13 protein-coding genes are annotated in these 16,590 nt (G+C 57.6%); 10 read left to right on the forward strand and 3 right to left on the reverse strand.

The genetic code is table 11. The annotated features are described in order from the left end of the window. Positions 1 to 83: 83 nt before the first annotated feature. The 3 genes from groES to M7439_RS07060 all read left to right on the forward strand — a co-directional run bounded on the left by groES (position 84) and on the right by M7439_RS07060 (position 2,832). Entirely contained in the window at positions 84 to 377 is a 294-nt protein-coding gene (groES, locus tag M7439_RS07050; protein ID WP_035389034.1) for a co-chaperone GroES, read from the forward strand. After that, complete coding sequence (groL, locus tag M7439_RS07055; RefSeq protein WP_298347370.1) at positions 377 to 2,029, forward strand: chaperonin GroEL; 1,653 nt, start codon at positions 377 to 379, stop codon at positions 2,027 to 2,029. The genes groES and groL overlap by 1 nt, the downstream gene beginning before the upstream one ends. Positions 2,030 to 2,184: 155 nt before the next feature. Continuing rightward, on the forward strand, positions 2,185 to 2,832 hold the full coding sequence (locus M7439_RS07060; RefSeq protein ID WP_298347369.1) for a CoA pyrophosphatase: 648 nt from the start codon (positions 2,185 to 2,187) through the stop codon (positions 2,830 to 2,832). 24 nt (positions 2,833 to 2,856) lie between these two features. On the opposite strand, the gene M7439_RS07065 is transcribed toward M7439_RS07060, so the two are convergent. From M7439_RS07065 to M7439_RS07075, 3 genes are all read right to left on the reverse strand, one after another. Next, positions 2,857 to 3,711, reverse strand: coding sequence for a thioesterase family protein (locus M7439_RS07065; protein ID WP_298347368.1), 855 nt, complete (start codon positions 3,709 to 3,711; stop codon positions 2,857 to 2,859). A gap of 891 nt (positions 3,712 to 4,602) precedes the next feature. After that, positions 4,603 to 4,917: a DUF190 domain-containing protein gene (locus tag M7439_RS07070; RefSeq protein WP_298347367.1), complete on the reverse strand. Its 315-nt coding sequence runs from the start codon at positions 4,915 to 4,917 to the stop codon at positions 4,603 to 4,605. 382 nt (positions 4,918 to 5,299) lie between these two features. After that, positions 5,300 to 6,244 carry a hypothetical protein gene (locus M7439_RS07075; protein ID WP_298347366.1) on the reverse strand — a complete coding sequence of 315 codons (945 nt, stop codon included), beginning with the start codon at positions 6,242 to 6,244 and terminating at the stop codon, positions 5,300 to 5,302. Between the two features lie 397 nt (positions 6,245 to 6,641). Between M7439_RS07075 and M7439_RS07080 the strand changes: the two genes are divergently transcribed. The 7 genes from M7439_RS07080 to M7439_RS07110 all read left to right on the forward strand — a co-directional run. Then, positions 6,642 to 7,805: a GuaB3 family IMP dehydrogenase-related protein gene (locus M7439_RS07080; RefSeq protein ID WP_298347365.1), complete on the forward strand. Its 1,164-nt coding sequence runs from the start codon at positions 6,642 to 6,644 to the stop codon at positions 7,803 to 7,805. Beyond that, positions 7,805 to 9,355 (forward strand): glutamine-hydrolyzing GMP synthase, encoded by a 1,551-nt coding sequence (gene guaA / locus M7439_RS07085; protein ID WP_298347364.1) that lies wholly within the window; start codon positions 7,805 to 7,807, stop codon positions 9,353 to 9,355. Before M7439_RS07080 ends, guaA begins: the two co-directional genes overlap by 1 nt. Positions 9,356 to 9,358: 3 nt before the next feature. Further along, entirely contained in the window at positions 9,359 to 11,506 is a 2,148-nt protein-coding gene (locus tag M7439_RS07090; protein WP_298347363.1) for an ATP-dependent helicase, read from the forward strand. A 351-nt stretch (positions 11,507 to 11,857) separates the two neighbouring features. Further along, the gene (locus M7439_RS07095; RefSeq protein WP_298347362.1) at positions 11,858 to 13,885 is read left to right on the forward strand and encodes a glycosyltransferase family 2 protein; all 2,028 of its coding nucleotides are present in this window, start codon (positions 11,858 to 11,860) and stop codon (positions 13,883 to 13,885) included. A gap of 242 nt (positions 13,886 to 14,127) precedes the next feature. Further along, the gene (locus M7439_RS07100; RefSeq protein ID WP_298347361.1) at positions 14,128 to 15,285 is read left to right on the forward strand and encodes a hypothetical protein; all 1,158 of its coding nucleotides are present in this window, start codon (positions 14,128 to 14,130) and stop codon (positions 15,283 to 15,285) included. A 735-nt stretch (positions 15,286 to 16,020) separates the two neighbouring features. Continuing rightward, complete coding sequence (locus tag M7439_RS07105) at positions 16,021 to 16,302, forward strand: hypothetical protein (RefSeq protein WP_298348879.1); 282 nt, start codon at positions 16,021 to 16,023, stop codon at positions 16,300 to 16,302. Between the two features lie 81 nt (positions 16,303 to 16,383). Continuing rightward, on the forward strand, positions 16,384 to 16,590 hold a 207-nt coding region (locus tag M7439_RS07110; RefSeq protein ID WP_308464438.1), incomplete at its 3' end, for a hypothetical protein.

Raw genomic sequence — 16,590 nt, forward strand, 5'->3', positions numbered from 1 at the left:
AGGATGGAAGTTAGCACTCGAGGCACTAGAGTGCTAGTTGGCCAATAGGTGGCAAGTTAACTCAAACAAGGAGGCAAAACAGAATGAATCTCCATCCCTTAGAGGATCGGATCGTGGTCCGTCCAGCAGAGTCCGAAGAGCGGACAGCATCTGGACTGGTGATTCCTGATACCGCCAAAGAGAAGCCCCAGCAGGGCCAGGTCCTTGCTGTTGGCCCAGGTAAGCGTGCTGAGTCGACTGGTGAGATTATCGCTCTTGACATCAACGTCGGTGACACAGTGGTGTACTCAAAGTATGGAGGAACCGAGATCACGGTTGACGGCGAGGATCTTCTTATCCTCAATGGCCGTGATGTGTTGGCAAAGGTGGTGAAGTAATGCCGAAGATTTTACAATTTGATGAGACGGCTCGCCGATCTCTTGAGGCCGGCGTCAACAAGCTTGCTGACGCGGTCAAGGTAACGCTAGGGCCAAAGGGCCGTAACGTGGTGCTCGGGAAGTCCTTCGGAGCTCCAACGATCACCAATGACGGTGTCTCGATCGCTCGTGAGATCGAGCTAGAGGATCCCTATGAGAATATGGGTGCGCAGCTCGTCAAAGAGGTCGCAACCAAGACCAACGATGTTGCCGGTGATGGCACGACGACGGCGACGGTACTCGCGCAGGCGATGATCCGAGAGGGTCTCCGTAACGTAGCTGCTGGGGCTAATCCGATGGCGCTGAAGCGAGGCATTGAGCAGGGAGTCGCTGCTGCGGTCGCGGCAATCTCGGCACAGGCCAAGCCAATCGAAGGGCAGAGCGACTTTACCCAGGTAGCTGCTATCTCCGCTGCCGATCAGGCCATTGGCGAGGTGCTCGCCGAGGCGATCGGTCGGGTTGGCAAGGATGGCACAGTGACGGTTGAGGAGTCAAACACCTTTGGTCTCGAGCTTGAGTTCACAGAGGGCATGCAGTTCGACAAGGGTTACCTCTCACCATACTTTGTGACGAACCCTGATCGACAAGAGGCGATTCTCGAGAATCCGTACATTGTGTACTACTCCTCGAAGATCTCCTCAATTCAGCAGCTGCTACCTCTGCTCGAGAAGGTGATGCAGAGCGGACGTCAGTTGTTGATTATCGCTGAAGATCTCGAAGGTGAGGCGCTCGCAACGCTCGTAGTGAACAAGATTCGCGGCACCTTCACTTCGGTCGCTGTAAAGGCACCAGGTTTTGGCGAGCGACGCAAGGCGATGCTCCAAGACATGGCCGTTCTCACCGGGGGTCAGGTCATCGCCGAAGAGGTTGGGCTCAAACTTGAGAATGCAACTCTTGATCTTTTGGGAGAGGCGCGTCGTGTTGAGGTGACCAAGGATGCCACCAAGATCATCGGTGGATCTGGCGAAAAGGCTGAGGTCGAGGGACGGATTGCCCAGATTCGTCGCGAGATCGATGACACCGATTCTGACTGGGATCGTGAGAAGCTCCAGGAGCGACTCGCCAAGCTTGCAGGTGGTGTCGCCGTCGTCAAGGTTGGTGCCGCGACTGAGGTAGAACTCAAGGAGAAGAAGCACCGCATCGAGGATGCCCTCTCGGCGACTCGTGCCGCGATCGAGGAGGGGATCGTCGCTGGTGGCGGTACCGCTCTGTTGCGGGCACGAAGCTCGGTGATGGACGTTGCCGGGAAGCTCGAGGGTGACGAAGCGACGGGAGCTCGTCTGATCGCCAAGTCGCTTGAGGAACCTTTGAAGTGGATCGCGTACAATGCAGGGCTCGAGGGTCCTGTCGCCGTGCAGACGGTGGAGCGTGAGAGCGGCAACGTTGGCCTCAATGCGCGAACCGGTGTCTATGAGGACCTGGTGAAGGCTGGAGTTATTGATCCAGCAAAGGTGACGCGCTCAGCGTTGCAGAATGCTGCCTCGATCGCGGCACTGTTGCTTACGACTGAGGCACTCGTGGCTGAGAAGCCAGAGCCCAAGGATGCCGGGGCTGCAGCAGCAGCTGCTGCCGCTGGTATGGGCGGTATGGGTGGCATGGGCGGGATGATGTAATCATCTATCCTTGCTCCTTTGCTAAAAGGAACTACTCTGGCGGGTGTGTGAACATCCGCCAGAGCTAGTTTTAGGCACGGGTCGCACTCAGTGCTGTGGGTGCAAAGAAGGTTTGATGCTGGCGTTCACGAGGGGAAGGTTGCAGCTGAGTCGCCATGACGGTACGGGATCTCCATCAATACCTCCAAGGGTTGCCGACGGTTGCCCGTCGTGTCCCCGTGATGCTGCGATCGCCCTCTGGCGGTATTCCTCCGTACTCCGAGGTCGTGGAGCGGTTACAACGGACTCTCTCCCCACTGCCTACTGAGATCGGTGGGAACGGTGCCGCCGTCCTCTTGCTGCTCTATCCCGCTGGCGGCGAGACGATGGTATTGATGACGAGACGTTCTGGAGCGTTGCGGAATCACCCTCGTGAAATCTCCTTTCCGGGAGGCAAGGTCGAAGCCGGAGAGACGCTTGGGCATGCCGCCCTGCGGGAGACATACGAGGAGGTTGGCATCGATGGCTCCGTTATCGAGCTGCTGGGCTTTCTCGGCTCGGGTGCCATTCGTGGAAGTGGGAGCAGTTTTTCTGGCGTCGTTGGGTGTGCTACGTCACGGCCAGTCGTTGCCCTCAACGCCGACGAGGTCGAGGCAGTGCTAGAAGTGCCGCTCAGCTTGGTATATACACCTGATTACTTTTGCGAGCTTTGGTACAGCGAGGCTCTCGGTTGGGGTCTGTTTCATTTTTTTGTGATGGCGCCGGACCTTATCTGGGGTGCCTCGGCACGAATGTTAGTCGACCTGTTGGCGCTCCTCGAGTGACTGGCTTGACGCGGGAGGTTCTCCTTACCGGCGGTCGACGTAGAGGGTCTGCAACAGGTACCCATAACTGTGGTCGCGGTCAAAGAGGGTAGCGCGCGTGGTGCCAATCCCGTCGTGAGCGACGGTTGTCCGTGCAGAGATCCCGATCTCGGTGCTAAGCGGGCGCGATCGGAGGGCGATCTCCATCGCCGTAGGGATGAAGAGAAACTGATGGAAGTCGAGCTCGGAGCTGATCCCATTCGCAGAGTCCGCTACCAGGAACACCGCCTCGATCGGCTGGAGGGGTTCACGGTCGATCAGGTTGAGCCGTGGCTGTGCCCAGACGGTCGCGGGACCAGGATCAGTAAAGCCGCCCTCAAGAAATGACCAGTCAATGGAGGCGCCATAGGGGAATGAGGACATGGTCTGGTCTGGGTGACCATGCTCTTGACCTGGTATCACGGTGCTTGGCTCCCTTTGGGGAGCGCGTTGGGCCTCGGTCGACATCCGCCAACCACGAGCAGAGAGCACGATGCGTTCCGCGTCGGTGCGTGCCGTGGTCTCGATCAATTCGATACGGCGTCCGGAGCGCAGTCGCTTGGTGTCCCAGGTGAGGGGTTTGAGTGGGACCTCCCCGAAGAAGTCAACGTGCACCTGTGAGAGTCTGCGTTCGGGATTGGATTCGTAGCCCTCGAGCTCGTGGACGGCGAGCGCCGAAGGCGGACCACCATGGCAGGCTAGGGGATTCCAGGGTCCCTCACTGGGGGGAAGTGGCAGATAGCGATGTGCATCCTGGCGAGTGAAGTAGCTCACAGGTGCGGAGGGTGAGGAATCGGTGTCGCCCGTCTTCTCTTGAGCGTCGATCAACGGAGAGTTCACGGGTTGTCCATCTAATGGCATACTACGACGAGTTTAGCGCTGAGCGAATTCGGTAGAGGTCGACGGTGTTTCATGGGTCAGTCGTGACGGCTGGCGTGAGAACGACCGGAGTCGTCGACGCCTACCCGCCTGCCTGGGCCAGGTGACCCTCGGCGAGATGAGCAGGGCGTTGTCACGAGTGAGCCTGAGCTAAGAACACCGGATGGTTTGGCGCGGGACGATAGATATCGCCAATGATGGCCAGATGAACGGCGCGGCGAGCCAACCCAAGGAGGGCGATGTGACAGGTTGGTCGAACGGGAAGCGCGGGAGACGTGTCAGCATTGACTTCACGATGTCGTCCGGCTTTAGCGGCCGTCGAGCCCAAAACAGTTGCCGAATGGATCAAGTACCTGGCAAATTCGACGACCGGATCCGATTGCCAGGGGTCCGCGATGCAATGTGCAGCCAACCGCGAGGAGGTCTTGGAGTTGTCTATCGACTCCGTGAAGAGGATTCCAATACACTACGGGAGTACCTCCCAGAGGATTACGCTCACTGTCGGCGGGGTGAAAACCTATCTCAGTTCCTTCGCCGGTCTCGAGCCACCAGTACAACCCTTCGTGCTGGGGTTCGCCATCGATCATGTGGTTCGCCCACCAGCGGCACTGCGTTTCCGGGTCAGGAGCAAAGAACATCACCGTTCTCATTCGGGACACTTGGTCAGTGTGGCGGAAACGACTGCCGACAGAGCTCTTGGGTTCGCCACGCGAGCCGGGAGGCTGTCGTCAGTGGGCAGAGAACCTCCGATGTCCCGTTTCGACATCGCTTGTTCTGCGGTAACGATTGACTGGGGTAGATGGCAACTCCCTCTGACTCACAGTGCCGTAGCTGCCATGGTAGCTCCTCAGTGATCACCCAACCCCAACTAACTCAACCGAGATGGCCAAGTGTGACAGGGAGGCGCAGCGTGGCTGCGGTGACTCCAGCAGCGGTGAGAGCATCCACGAAGTGATCGAGTTTATCAGGGGTGTCCGAGACAAAGATGGCGATGCCCTCGTCGTCCGTCATTGAGAGGAGTGTTTGATGGTGGAGGCGGTGGTGGGTCCCGAACCCATCGATGGCACGAAAAGCAGAGGCTCCAACGAGCCCAGCATCGAGGGCCTGGCGGATGATGAAGTCAGCAGCTGAGCGGTGATGTACTCGGTCCGATTCATTGACAAAGATGATGAGCAGTTCTGTGTCCATGTTGCCCTCCTCGCGCAGGATTCGCCCGGTGTTGCACCACACCGCTGGCTACTGTGGTCGACCACGTATCTTTCACCACGTTCTCTGACTACGCATCTCTGACTACGCATCTCTGACACCAGGGTGCCCACGACCATCGTAGCACCACTTGCCATACCAGGGGCACCCGCGTGGTTGTGGGTGAACATTCCAAGAACGATGATGGTCTGATGCCTTCGGTGGGTGGGTCGCCAAATTGAAGGGTGCTGGACCCGAGACCAGGTATGGGCCCACCCTCGCCAATCCTTTGAGTCGCGGCGTCGATGCACGTACTTGTGAGGTCTGATTGAGTCCTCCCCTAACACGCTGCGCACCAGATACTGGCCCTTCCTTGCGTCAAGGCTTAGGTGCGCGCAGGATCATTGGCGTAGTGTTCAATAGTGAGTTGATTGAGGAGTTTGTTGAGGCTAGCCTCTTCGCTCGCGCGAATGGTGGCGGGGAGGTTCCCACTCTGTACTAACGACTGGGTGATCCGAACAGCAGCAGCCTCCTCTCTGGGGTGCGCAGGGTCGGTGGTGATGACGGCCAGCTCGCTGGTCGTGAGGGGATACTGCGCACTACTTGGCAGACTTGCCTGCCCGCTGGCGGCGTCGACCGCAAAGAGAGGTAGTGCCGGCTTGGTCAGTGAGACATGCAAGCAACCAGGCGTCGTCGTGCAGTGCGGTGCAAAAGTGGCCCCGTAGCTCGTCGCAGGGACCGCGAGTTCGCTCTCCAAAATCGCTACTCGTTGTCCAGAGTGAGAGAGCGTATTGACGGTGATACTCAGATTGGGTAGCGTCAGGTGTGGGTTTGCGGATGCGATGAGGGGGTTGTCCCAGTTGGTGATGGATCCCTCCAGGATGCCGATGAGCACCGCATCGTTGAGCGTGATCACTGGTGCGGATGGGAGATCGGCCGAGAGGTACACCGTGCTGGTGGCGAATGCAAAGCGTTCCGTTCCGCCGAGCTGGTCGAGGAGTGTCCGCCCCGGGTTTACTGAGAAGAGTCGCAGATTTGTTGGGTGCTCGAGGCTGATGAGGTTCATCGTGGTTGGTTGTTCGTAGCTCAGCGCTATCCGTATCTTTGGGTACTTGTGACTCAGGCTCGCAACTGACGAGGTAAGAAGCGGACGGACGGAGGATGCGGCCTCGACATCGACGGTGACCCCATTGAGTGATACCGGCGTAAGCGTCGCAGACGTCGCATTTGGCGAGGTCGTTGGGGTTGCTACAGTGGTTGAACCACACGCCGCGAGCAACATCGGTCCTGAGATTAGGAGCACCACCAGGCCGAGTCCTCTAAGGCGCATCGAATACAGAACCTCCGTGCAAGTCGTAGCTACTAGACTAGAGCATTCTAACAGTTGAGCAGGATCGGTGAATCCTCTGGCTAGGTAGTAGTGGATGTGGATCAGTCAGTTGTGGGTCATTCAGTTGTAGCGACCGAGTCGGTAGTGAATGACACGCTATACAACGATTAGCTTTGGTGGATTGGCTTTGGCGGATTGGGTCGCGCCAATTGAAGCGGGGTCGGCGAAGGCGAGATCTGCTGCAGCAGTGTTCCAGCATCGCGCCACAGTGTGACTCGTTGCTGTGAGATTGGGGCCGGACCTGTGAAGGCAGAGTGGCTGCCCGCAGGGTTTGGATGGTTGATGGCCGGTTTGGTGACCGTAGGTGTTTTTGTTAGCCCGTCGATTGGAGGAAGTTGTGGCCGAAATAGAGATTGGAATTGGTAAGTCGGGTCGACGTGCCTATGGCTTTGACGATATTGCAATTGTACCGTCCCGGAGAACGAGAGATCCCGAGGATGTTGATATCTCCTGGGAGATCGACGCGTTCCGATTCGAGCTTCCCTTTCTTGCATCGGCAATGGATGGGGTAGTCTCACCTGCGACGGCTATTGAGATCGGCCGACTCGGTGGGCTGGGCGTGTTGAACCTTGAAGGGCTGTGGACCCGCTACGAGGATCCTGACCCTATCTTCGCTGAGATCGCTTCGTTGCCTGCTGAAAAAGCTACGGCACGCATGCAAGAGGTGTACCAGGAGCCCATCAAGGAGTCGCTCGTTACCGAACGGATTCGTCAGATCAAAGCCGAGGGTGTCGTGGTAGCTGCTTCGGTGACTCCACAACGAACACAACCGCTGCTCAAGTCCATTCTCGCGGGCGAACTAGATATCCTTGTCATCCAGGGTACCGTCGTATCGGCTGAGCATGTTTCGCGGTCGGAAGAACCGTTGAACTTGAAAAAGTTTATCCGCGAGCTCGAGATCCCGGTGATCGTCGGCGGTTGCGCCTCCTACCAGGCTGCGTTGCACCTCATGCGCACCGGTGCTGTTGGTGTATTGGTGGGTGTGGGCCCAGGCAATGCCTGTACCACGCGGGCAGTGCTAGGTCTTGGCGTTCCGCAGGCGACGGCGATTGCCGACGCTGCCGCGGCAAGAATGCGCCATCTCGATGAGACCGGTGTGTATGTGCATGTCATCGCCGATGGTGGCATGTCTAAGGGTGGCGACGTCTCCAAGGCCATCGCGGTTGGTGCGGATGCGGTGATGATGGGGTCTCCTCTCGCTTCAGCCTACGAAGCGCCTGGGCGTGGTTTCCACTGGGGAATGGCGACGTTTCATCCAACCCTTCCTCGAGGCACTCGCGTGCGTACCGAGACGCGTGGATCGCTCAAGGAGATTCTTGTCGGTCCAGCTCATGAGAACGACGGCCGTATGAACCTCTTTGGAGCTCTTCGAACCTCGATGGCGACCTGTGGTTACGAGACGATTAAGGAGTTCCAGAAGGCCGAGGTCATGGTTGCCCCGGCGCTACAGACGGAAGGAAAGGCCCTGCAACAGGCACAGCATGTTGGCATGGGGCATTAGTGGAGAGCTCTCGCGAGGCGCCAGTCGTCGTCATTGACTTCGGTGCACAGTATGCTCAGTTGATCGCCCGACGGGTTCGAGAACTGCACGTGTACTCCGAGATCGTTGGGCATGAGGTGACTGCGGCCGAGCTTCTTGCGCGAGGAGCACGAGCGATTATTCTTTCTGGTGGCCCAAAGTCGGTCTGGGTCGAGGGTGCTCCGACGCTCGATCCAGCCATCTACGATCTGGGTCTCCCGATGCTCGGCATCTGCTACGGCGCGCAGTTGATGGCTCAGAGCCTCGGGGGGCGTGTGGAGCGCACGCCAGCCGGTGAGTACGGGCGTACCGTGATTGACCAGCTCTCACCGGGTGCTGGTACTCTTTTGCTGGACCTTCCCGACTCCTTTGCATCCTGGATGAGTCATCAAGACACCATGGTCCTACCGCCAAGTGGTGCGATCGTCACGGCCTCGACGGCGCACTCATCAGTTGCGTGCTTTGAGGATTCTACGCGCGCCCGCTATGGTGTGCAGTTTCACCCCGAGGTCTCCCATGGGGAGTATGGGCGCGAGGTGCTCAGTAATTTTCTCTTTCGGGCTGCAGGGCTTGAGCCAAAGTGGACGAACTTCTCGATTATCGAGGAGTCGATCTCACAGATCCGTAGCCAGGTCGGGGAGCGTAATGTGTTGTGTGCACTCTCAGGTGGAGTTGATTCCACCGTGGCAGCTGTGCTGACCCATGAAGCCGTCGGCGACCAGCTTACGTGCGTCTTTGTCGATACTGGGTTGCTACGTGAGGGTGAGGCCGATCAGGTAGTCGCCCTCTTCTCCTCGCAATTCCACATCAAACTCGTGGTAGTCGATGCTGCACAACGGTTTATGTCGGCGTTGGCCGGCGTGTTGGATCCTGAGGCAAAACGTAAGACAATCGGCAATCTCTTCATTCGCACCTTTGAGGAGGCGGCCCTCGATATCGATGCCGGAGGATTTCTCGTCCAGGGAACGCTCTACCCCGACGTCATCGAATCAGGGAACGCTTCTGCCGCGTTAATCAAGAGCCATCACAATGTTGGTGGGCTGCCGAGCGATATGTCATTTGCCCTGGTCGAGCCGCTGCGGTTTCTCTTCAAAGATGAGGTCCGCGCTATCGGTGTCGAGCTTGGCATTCCCGAAGAGGTCGTCTGGCGACAGCCCTTCCCTGGTCCAGGACTCGCCGTGCGTATCGTTGGAGAGGTCACCGAGGAGGCGGTTGCCCGGGTACGGGCGGCTGATCGGATCGTCCGCGAGGAGATTTTGCACGCGGGGCTCGGTCGGTCTATGTGGCAGTACTTCGCGGTGTTGGCTCCGTCGTTGCGCAGCGTGGGGGTCTCTGGCGATGAACGAACCTATGACGCGCCTATCATTGTTCGCGCTGTTGACTCCGATGATGCCATGACGGCCGACTGGGCTCGCCTTCCCTACGAAGTCTTGGATGCCATTGCGCATCGAGTCGTTGGTGAGGTGGATGGAGTCAACCGGGTGGTCTATGATATCACCTCGAAGCCACCAGGAACGATTGAGTGGGAGTAGCTTTTGGCGGCTGAGGCTAGTCGACAGGTCTTAGAGGGTCTGAACGATCGCCAAAGAGAGGCGGTCTCGGCCGTGGATGGTCCTGTTCTCGTCGTGGCTGGCGCTGGTTCAGGCAAGACGCGAGTGTTGACTCGCCGTGTGGTCTATCTCCTTGAGCATGGCGTTGCTCCGAACGAGATCTTAGCGATCACCTTCACCAATAAGGCAGCTCGCGAGATGGCTGAACGTGTCCATGAGCTGGTGAGTATCGAGGCCTCGCAGGCGCTTTGGATATCGACCTTCCACGCTGCCTGTAGTCGAATCTTACGCGTGCACCCGGAGCTTGGTCGACTCAGATCAGGTTTTACCATCTATGACGCTGATGACGCGAGGCGTCTGCTCGAGCGTACGATTCGTAGTTTAGAACTTGACACCAAACGTTTCCCTCCGCGCGCCGTCATGGCCAAGATCAGCTCAGCCAAGGCCGATCTGATCGGTCCTCGCGAGATGGCGCTTGATGCAGTGGGGGCCTATGACCGTCTGGTGGCGACCCTTTATCAGGCGTATGAAGACGCGCTCATTGCCAACAATGCGGTTGACTTTGACAACCTCGTCAACTTAGTCGTGACTGGACTTCGTGAACATCCGGGAGTGCGTGAGTACTATCAACGTCGGTTTCGCTATCTGTTAGTTGATGAATACCAGGATACCAATCGGGCCCAGAATGAACTGATCTCTATTCTGGCTGAGCCCGAGAAGAATATCTTTGTCGTCGGTGACTCGGATCAGTCGATCTACGGTTTCCGTGGAGCCGATCTAGGCAATATTATTGGTTTTTCGGAGCGCCTTCCGACGACGCGTACGATCGCACTCGAACAGAACTATCGCTCGACGAACGCGATTCTAGAACTCGCAAACACCCTGATCACACATAATGCTCTCCGGCACGACAAGACACTCTGGTCAGAACTTGGGCAAGGGGTACTGCCACTCTATTTTGTGGCCCAAGACGATCGCCAAGAGGCGGAGTTTGTGGTATCTCAGCTCGTGACGCTCCTCTCCAGTGGATCCAGCCTCCGTGACATTGCGGTGATCTACCGCACGAATGCCCAAAGCAGAGTTCTTGAAGAGGAACTCTCGAAGGGCGGCATCCCCTACCGTGTGGTCGGAGGGGTGCGTTTCTACGATCGTCGCGAGATCCGTGATATCTTGGCCTACCTGCGTATTTTGGTGAATCCGGATGATGACGTGGCACTTTTGCGCGTGATCAACACCCCGCATCGCGGCATTGGAGCCGGCACCCAAGAACAGCTCGCGGCTGCAGCACGTACCCGAAACGTCTCAATGCTGCATGCCTTGGAACTCTTCTCCACCGATGAGCTTGGACTCTCTTCGAGGGCCGCCAAGGCGTTGTCGCACTTCATGGAGTTGCTCGCCTATCTTCGCCAGCGGGTTCAAGAGGGGGCTCCGGCGCCGCTCGTGCTTGACGAGGTGATAGAACGTACCGAGTACGTCGATTTGATCAACGAGGAGGATCCACTGACGGCCGAGGGAAGGCTTGAGAACTTGGCGGAGCTGCGCCGAGTTGCTGGGGAAGCTGACTCGCTCGAGGCTTTCTTGGAGCAAACTGCCCTCTTTAGCGCTATTGATGCCGATCTTGATCAATCGAGCATGACCCTCATGACCGTGCACATGGCCAAGGGGCTTGAATTCCCAATCGTCTTTGTCGTAGGCCTTGAGGAGGGGATCTTCCCTCATATGCGATCGTTAACTTCCCCCAGCCAGATCGAGGAGGAGCGTCGTCTGCTCTACGTTGCGGTTACCCGGGCGAAGCAACGCCTGATGATCTCCTCTGCACGTCGACGGAGTTTTCAGGGGAGCGTGATCTACAATCCAGAGAGTCGCTTTATCACGGAGCTGCCCGATGGTGTCTATCGACGTTTGGAGTCGCTGGAGTACTCCCCCATCCCCGTACCAGAGCACCAACAACCACCACGGCCTGGACAGCCGGCTCCGTATCGAGTGGGAGACAGGGTTTTTCACGCCCGTTACGGCGAGGGTGAGGTGCGGGCGATCCGGGAACGCTCGGTTGATCGTGAAGTCGTCGTCTACTTCGATGCCGCAGGTGAGCGTGTCTTTTTTGGATCGATGGCCAAACTGAAGTTGGTGTAGGCTCCAAACCAAGGACCTGAGTCGTGCCTCGGTGACGGGCTGGGTCATCTAGAGGTACGCATCGCTGCGTGCTTTGGTCTCGTGCAGAGCCGGCCGATGCGTGGCCAAGGACTCCGCAAACGATGCGGATCTCTCGCTCATCCCTTGGAAATCCGCTTTAGTACCGCCAAGCGGCGCCGATAGAGTGAGGACAGACAAGGTAGGCCAATAGTTGGTGCCACTTGTTGGCAGGAATGCACGCGTGATAGCGTCTCCCTGGCTGGAGGAAGACGAGGCTTCGTCTACTTCCCAGCGAGGCGTCGATACGAAAGAGGCCCTGTCCACACGTGGCCGGATGCAGGAGCAGATGGCATGAGTGCAGGACGTACTTACCGTGTACTTGGGAGACTGTGCGGCGTTGATGTGAGCAATAACATTGCCCGGATCTCAACCCTCGCTGAGACGGTGAACGAGTATCGCATACGAAGTTTTCGACGGCATCCGACCGCCATCAGTGTGCTCGCGGTGCTCGCGGTGCTCTCGTCGTTGTTGTGGGTCTACTGGATCCTAACGCACCTGTTGCACGGCACGAATATCTTCTTGGCGATTGGCCTGGTTATTGTTCAGGCGTATGCAATTGTCTCACTGATGCTTTCGTTGACCTATCGACTGGCTGCCCGGAGACGGAGGGATCCGGTCCTACATCCTCCTCGACACTGGCCCACGATCGACGTCTTTATCACCACCTATGACGAAGAACCGGAATTGTTGTTCCCGACCATTGTGAGTGCGAAGGAGCTGGACGGGGAGCACAAGGTCTGGGTGCTCGATGATGGTAGACGCGAGAGTGTCGGTGAGCTTGCACGTTCACTGGGAGTGGGTTACCTGACTCGTCCGGATAACTCTCACGCAAAGGCTGGCAACATCAATCATGCGCTGGAGATGACCGACGGGGAGCTGATTCTCACGCTCGACGCTGATCATGTGGTGTTACCCTCCATGCTCACCGATCTCGTCGGGCTCTTCGACGACGCTTCGGTCGCCCTTGTCCAGACGCCGCACGAGTTTGCCAATACTGACTCGGTCCAGCACTACTCACGTTTTCGCCACGAGCAATCACTCTTCTTTCGTGTACTCATGGAGAGCAAGGATGAGATGAACGCCGCCTTCTGGTGTGGTTCTGCGGCGATCTTGCGCAGGTCGGCGCTCCTCGAAATCGGTGGAGTCGCCGTTGAGACGGTGGCAGAGGATTATCATACCTCAATCAAGCTGATCAAGAAGGGCTGGACGACCCGGTATGTCAACACCACCTACGTATTGGGGATGGCGCCAGGTGATCTGAACTCCTATCTGATTCAACGAGATCGATGGGCGAGAGGGAATCTTTCGGTGCTTCGTTCCGTCGACAATCCACTGATCGCCAAGGGACTCTCTCTCAAACAGCGAATCGCCTTCTCGGAAAGTCTGTTTGCCTATGGATCTGGTGTGATGCGCCTTCTCCTGTTGTTGGTGCTGGTGTTGACCCTTACCACGGGCCAGATTCCCATCTCCGCAACGGTTGATGATCTTGTGTTTTTGTGGTTGCCGGCCTTCTTGCTCAACGAGTTTGTCTTCTCCTTGCTCGCTCAGGGGTACTCACTCAATCCTGAGTTTCTGCACTTTGAAACCCTGACGATGGAGATCTTTACTAAAGCTTGGAAGGCAGTAATTTTTCGGAAGACCAATCGCTCCTTCAAAGTCACGCCGAAGACGACGAAGGACACAGGTGGTATCTCGGCGCTCTACCAACTCAAATGGGTAATCGCTATCACCTGCCTACTCGTCGTTGGGGTGGTGGGGCAATTCACAGGCTTCGTTCCACGCCTGCCCGGTCTTGCTGATTGGCTGGTGCCCCTTTTGGCAATTATCGAGATTCGACGGATGCTTCGTACGATGTTGTTGGTGAGCGGGCGCCGCCAGCAGCGCTTTCATTATCGTGTCGATTGTTTAGTGCCATGTGAACTCCTGCTCACCGAACCTCAGACTGCCAAGGTCGACGGCACGGTGGTGAATGTGAGTTTGGCCGGCGCCGGCGTTGTGGCCAATACCGAGCTGTCGGTCGCACCAGGTACACAGGTAGTGGTGGTTATGCGCTTTGATGGCGATAGCGTCCAGTGTGCCGGTGAGGTGCGTTCGATAAAGGCTAGGACACTGGGGATCCTGTTCACTGACCTCTCCGTTGACGATCGTTATAAGATCGTGCAGTATACCTACGCTAATGACTTTCGTTCGCTGCTGATCGACTCCTCTCAAGGTGACATCGGCAAGGCGGCGTTCGCTGAACTCCAAAACGAGGACCCTCCACTACACATCTTGGCGCCCCTGTCAGACTCCGAGAAGGTGAAGGATATCGCTGGATAACCTGTCGGGGTCGTGAACGGGTGGTTTAGTCAGGTATCGCCATCTATTGGTGTTGGAGGGCCACTCTGACAGGGCTCCAACAACATACCTATCTTGGCAACCTATCGCGGAAGCATGGCTTGTGTCCAAGGCGACAGCTGACCGTTGCGGCGATACCATTGTACCTCTTCGCCGACATTGTCCATGGGTGAAGAGTCTTTTGACCCTAGATCATCGATAATCGACGAACTACGATTATAGGTATGGAACGAGTCGAATCTGGCACTACTTACACAGGAACGGAAGGGTTGCCTCGCGTCGATCCAGGATGGCTTGCACGCCTGAGCCCTGGTTGGTTTGGAGCAGTGATGGGCACCGGTATCATTGCCGTGATCGCTGCGGAGGATCCGGGCCATATCGCAAGCCTCAATGCAAGTATGCGTGACACGGCCTATGCTGTTGCAGCACTCGCCGCACTTCTGGCGGTGCTGCTGATTGTTCCATATCTGCTTCGATGGATCATCTATCCGGCGCGCTCATGGGCGAGTCTCAAAGATCCACAGAGTGGACCGTTGCACGGCACAGTGCCAGGCGGAGTGCTCGTCCTTTCGGTCGTCGCAGCCGCGGTTGGTCCGCGCGTACTATCATCGGGTGCAACCGCCACTTTGATTGAGGTCCTCGACGGTGTTGGTATCCCGTTGGCCTTGGTAATTAGCATCCTCTTTGCGTATCTTCTGTTCACGCTCGATCATCATGATCGCCAGGAGGTAAATGGAGGTTGGTTTATTCCTCCGGTTGTTACGATCATCGTACCTGTGGTCCTCATCCCGCTCATGCGACTCGTGGGTGCCTCGGGGGCTCGGCTGCTGCTCTTTACGAGCTACTCCTTCCTCGGTGTGGGACTGATTTTGTTTGTGCTCGTCCTGGCGATGTTGCACGATCGTATGGTTACGCAACCGCTGCCAGCGGCGACGATGGCGCCGTCCCTCTGGATCGTGCTGGGCCCGGCAGGGGTTGGAGCGGCTGCTTTGTTGGATCTAGCGCACGTCGCACGGATGGTGCTTGGTCCCGCCGCCCAGGCTATCGGCCCTCTTTCCATGATTGGAGCCACGCTTCTCTGGGGATTCGGCGGTTGGTCACTTCTCGTGGCTTTGGCCCTGCTCGGGCGGTATCTCCGCCAAGGAGGCATTCCCTATGGAGTAGGGTGGTGGGGTTTTACCTTCCCGGTGGGGGCGTTGACCGTCGCGACTGTCTCGCTCGGAAAGATCTGGACATTGCCCATCATCGGTGATGTGGCGTTCGCCTTGTTCGTGTTGCTGGTGGTGCTCTGGTTGGGAGTGAGCGCTTCGACGCTTGGCTCTCTGCTCGGAGGACGTCGACAACTTCCCGCAACGATCGCTGCCCCTTCATCAACGAAGTGAAGCACCGCTGTGTGCAATTACTAGATCGCACAGGTCTCTCGATTGAGGGATAGCTCGGGGCCGATTCGCTCGGCGTCTCTGCGACCGATGGCTTGGCACGATTGACCTCGGGGGCGTTCTCTGTTTGCGCGTACGTGTGTGGTGCAGGGTGCATTCGTCCATAGCCTGCCATTGTCGACCAACGACCTACGTCCATGGGGTCGTTCGCCGAGCTTCGGGCATTTGGGTGACGAGGCTGCACGTGTCGTATCCGGTGAGGGTGGTGCACCGTAATCTCATCTCGTCGCCGGAGCACAACTCCTATCTGCGAGGCGTGGGGCAGCCGCTGGCGTGGGTCACCAACTCGCCTATCGGTAGCGAGGAGTTCCATCGCTGCAGTCGTTGGATCACTCGCGCCGTTTCCAGAGTTCTTCGAGAACGGATCTGTGGAGGAGACCCACCTTACAGAGCACATGTTCTGTCGTAAAGCTACGACTCGGAAGCGTGTTCAGGTGGAGATCGGCAGCGGTAAGGAGAACCTCCGGTACGATCTCGTCATACCGATGGAACGCGTTCTCGAGCCACCCCTCGCGGTGCCGTCGGTGGCAATGACGGTTGAGTCAATTGAGGGTATCGACATTCGGAGTCTGCTCGCCAGCTCTGAAGCGATTGCGTTCTTGTTGCACGATCGTTGGTTTGTGGTCAATGTGTCGTGTCCACTGAAACGGCATCAGGTGCAGGCCGTGTCGCGGTGGCATGTCTTCGGCGAACCAGGTACATGCTCAGTACTACCAGCACGAATACAACTGCGACGTCGATAACACGTGGCGTCAGAACGGTCGAGCCCTGCGCGAGATTACGCATGTTGATCAGGTCGATCATCGCTCCCTTGGTGTCCAGACTCAACCCGACCAGGCACTGGGTTCGCGACGGGCAGGAGATCGTGCTAATAAAACCTATCGGATGATTGACCAAGCCCTGTCCCCGCAGGAGCGTGACCCGACTCCAACTCGCGCCTCCGTTGGAGGAACCGAGTAGGACAGCGGGGCCTATACCGGCAAAACCTGTAGCAAGGCATCTACGTACTGTGGAGCATGAAATTTGGTTCAGGAGTACATGGTGGCTGACCAACCCGAGTCCACTTGGGAGCGTGACCCGACTCCAACTCACGCCTCCGTTGGTCGAACGAAGAAGAACCGCACCCTTGGTACCGTTGCCCACCACCAGGCACTGGTTCTGCGACGGGCAGGTGATCGTGTTAATAAAACCTATCGAATGATCGACCAAGCCCTGTCCACTTGGGAGCGTGACCCGACTCCAACTCGC

Source organism: Ferrimicrobium sp. (assembly GCF_027319265.1).
Taxonomy (GTDB): domain Bacteria; phylum Actinomycetota; class Acidimicrobiia; order Acidimicrobiales; family Acidimicrobiaceae; genus Ferrimicrobium.

Bases quoted from the DNA above. Each gene is read 5' to 3' on its own strand.
- groES (WP_035389034.1), top strand. From the start codon at position 84: ATGAATCTCCATCCCTTAGAGGATCGGATCGTGGTCCGTCCAGCAGAG.
- groL (WP_298347370.1), top strand. From the start codon at position 377: ATGCCGAAGATTTTACAATTTGATGAGACGGCTCGCCGATCTCTTGAG.
- M7439_RS07060 (WP_298347369.1), top strand. From the start codon at position 2,185: ATGACGGTACGGGATCTCCATCAATACCTCCAAGGGTTGCCGACGGTT.
- M7439_RS07065 (WP_298347368.1), bottom strand. From the start codon at position 3,711: ATGCCATTAGATGGACAACCCGTGAACTCTCCGTTGATCGACGCTCAA.
- M7439_RS07070 (WP_298347367.1), bottom strand. From the start codon at position 4,917: ATGGACACAGAACTGCTCATCATCTTTGTCAATGAATCGGACCGAGTA.
- M7439_RS07075 (WP_298347366.1), bottom strand. From the start codon at position 6,244: ATGCGCCTTAGAGGACTCGGCCTGGTGGTGCTCCTAATCTCAGGACCG.
- M7439_RS07095 (WP_298347362.1), top strand. From the start codon at position 11,858: ATGAGTGCAGGACGTACTTACCGTGTACTTGGGAGACTGTGCGGCGTT.
- M7439_RS07100 (WP_298347361.1), top strand. From the start codon at position 14,128: ATGGAACGAGTCGAATCTGGCACTACTTACACAGGAACGGAAGGGTTG.
- M7439_RS07105 (WP_298348879.1), top strand. From the start codon at position 16,021: ATGTCTTCGGCGAACCAGGTACATGCTCAGTACTACCAGCACGAATAC.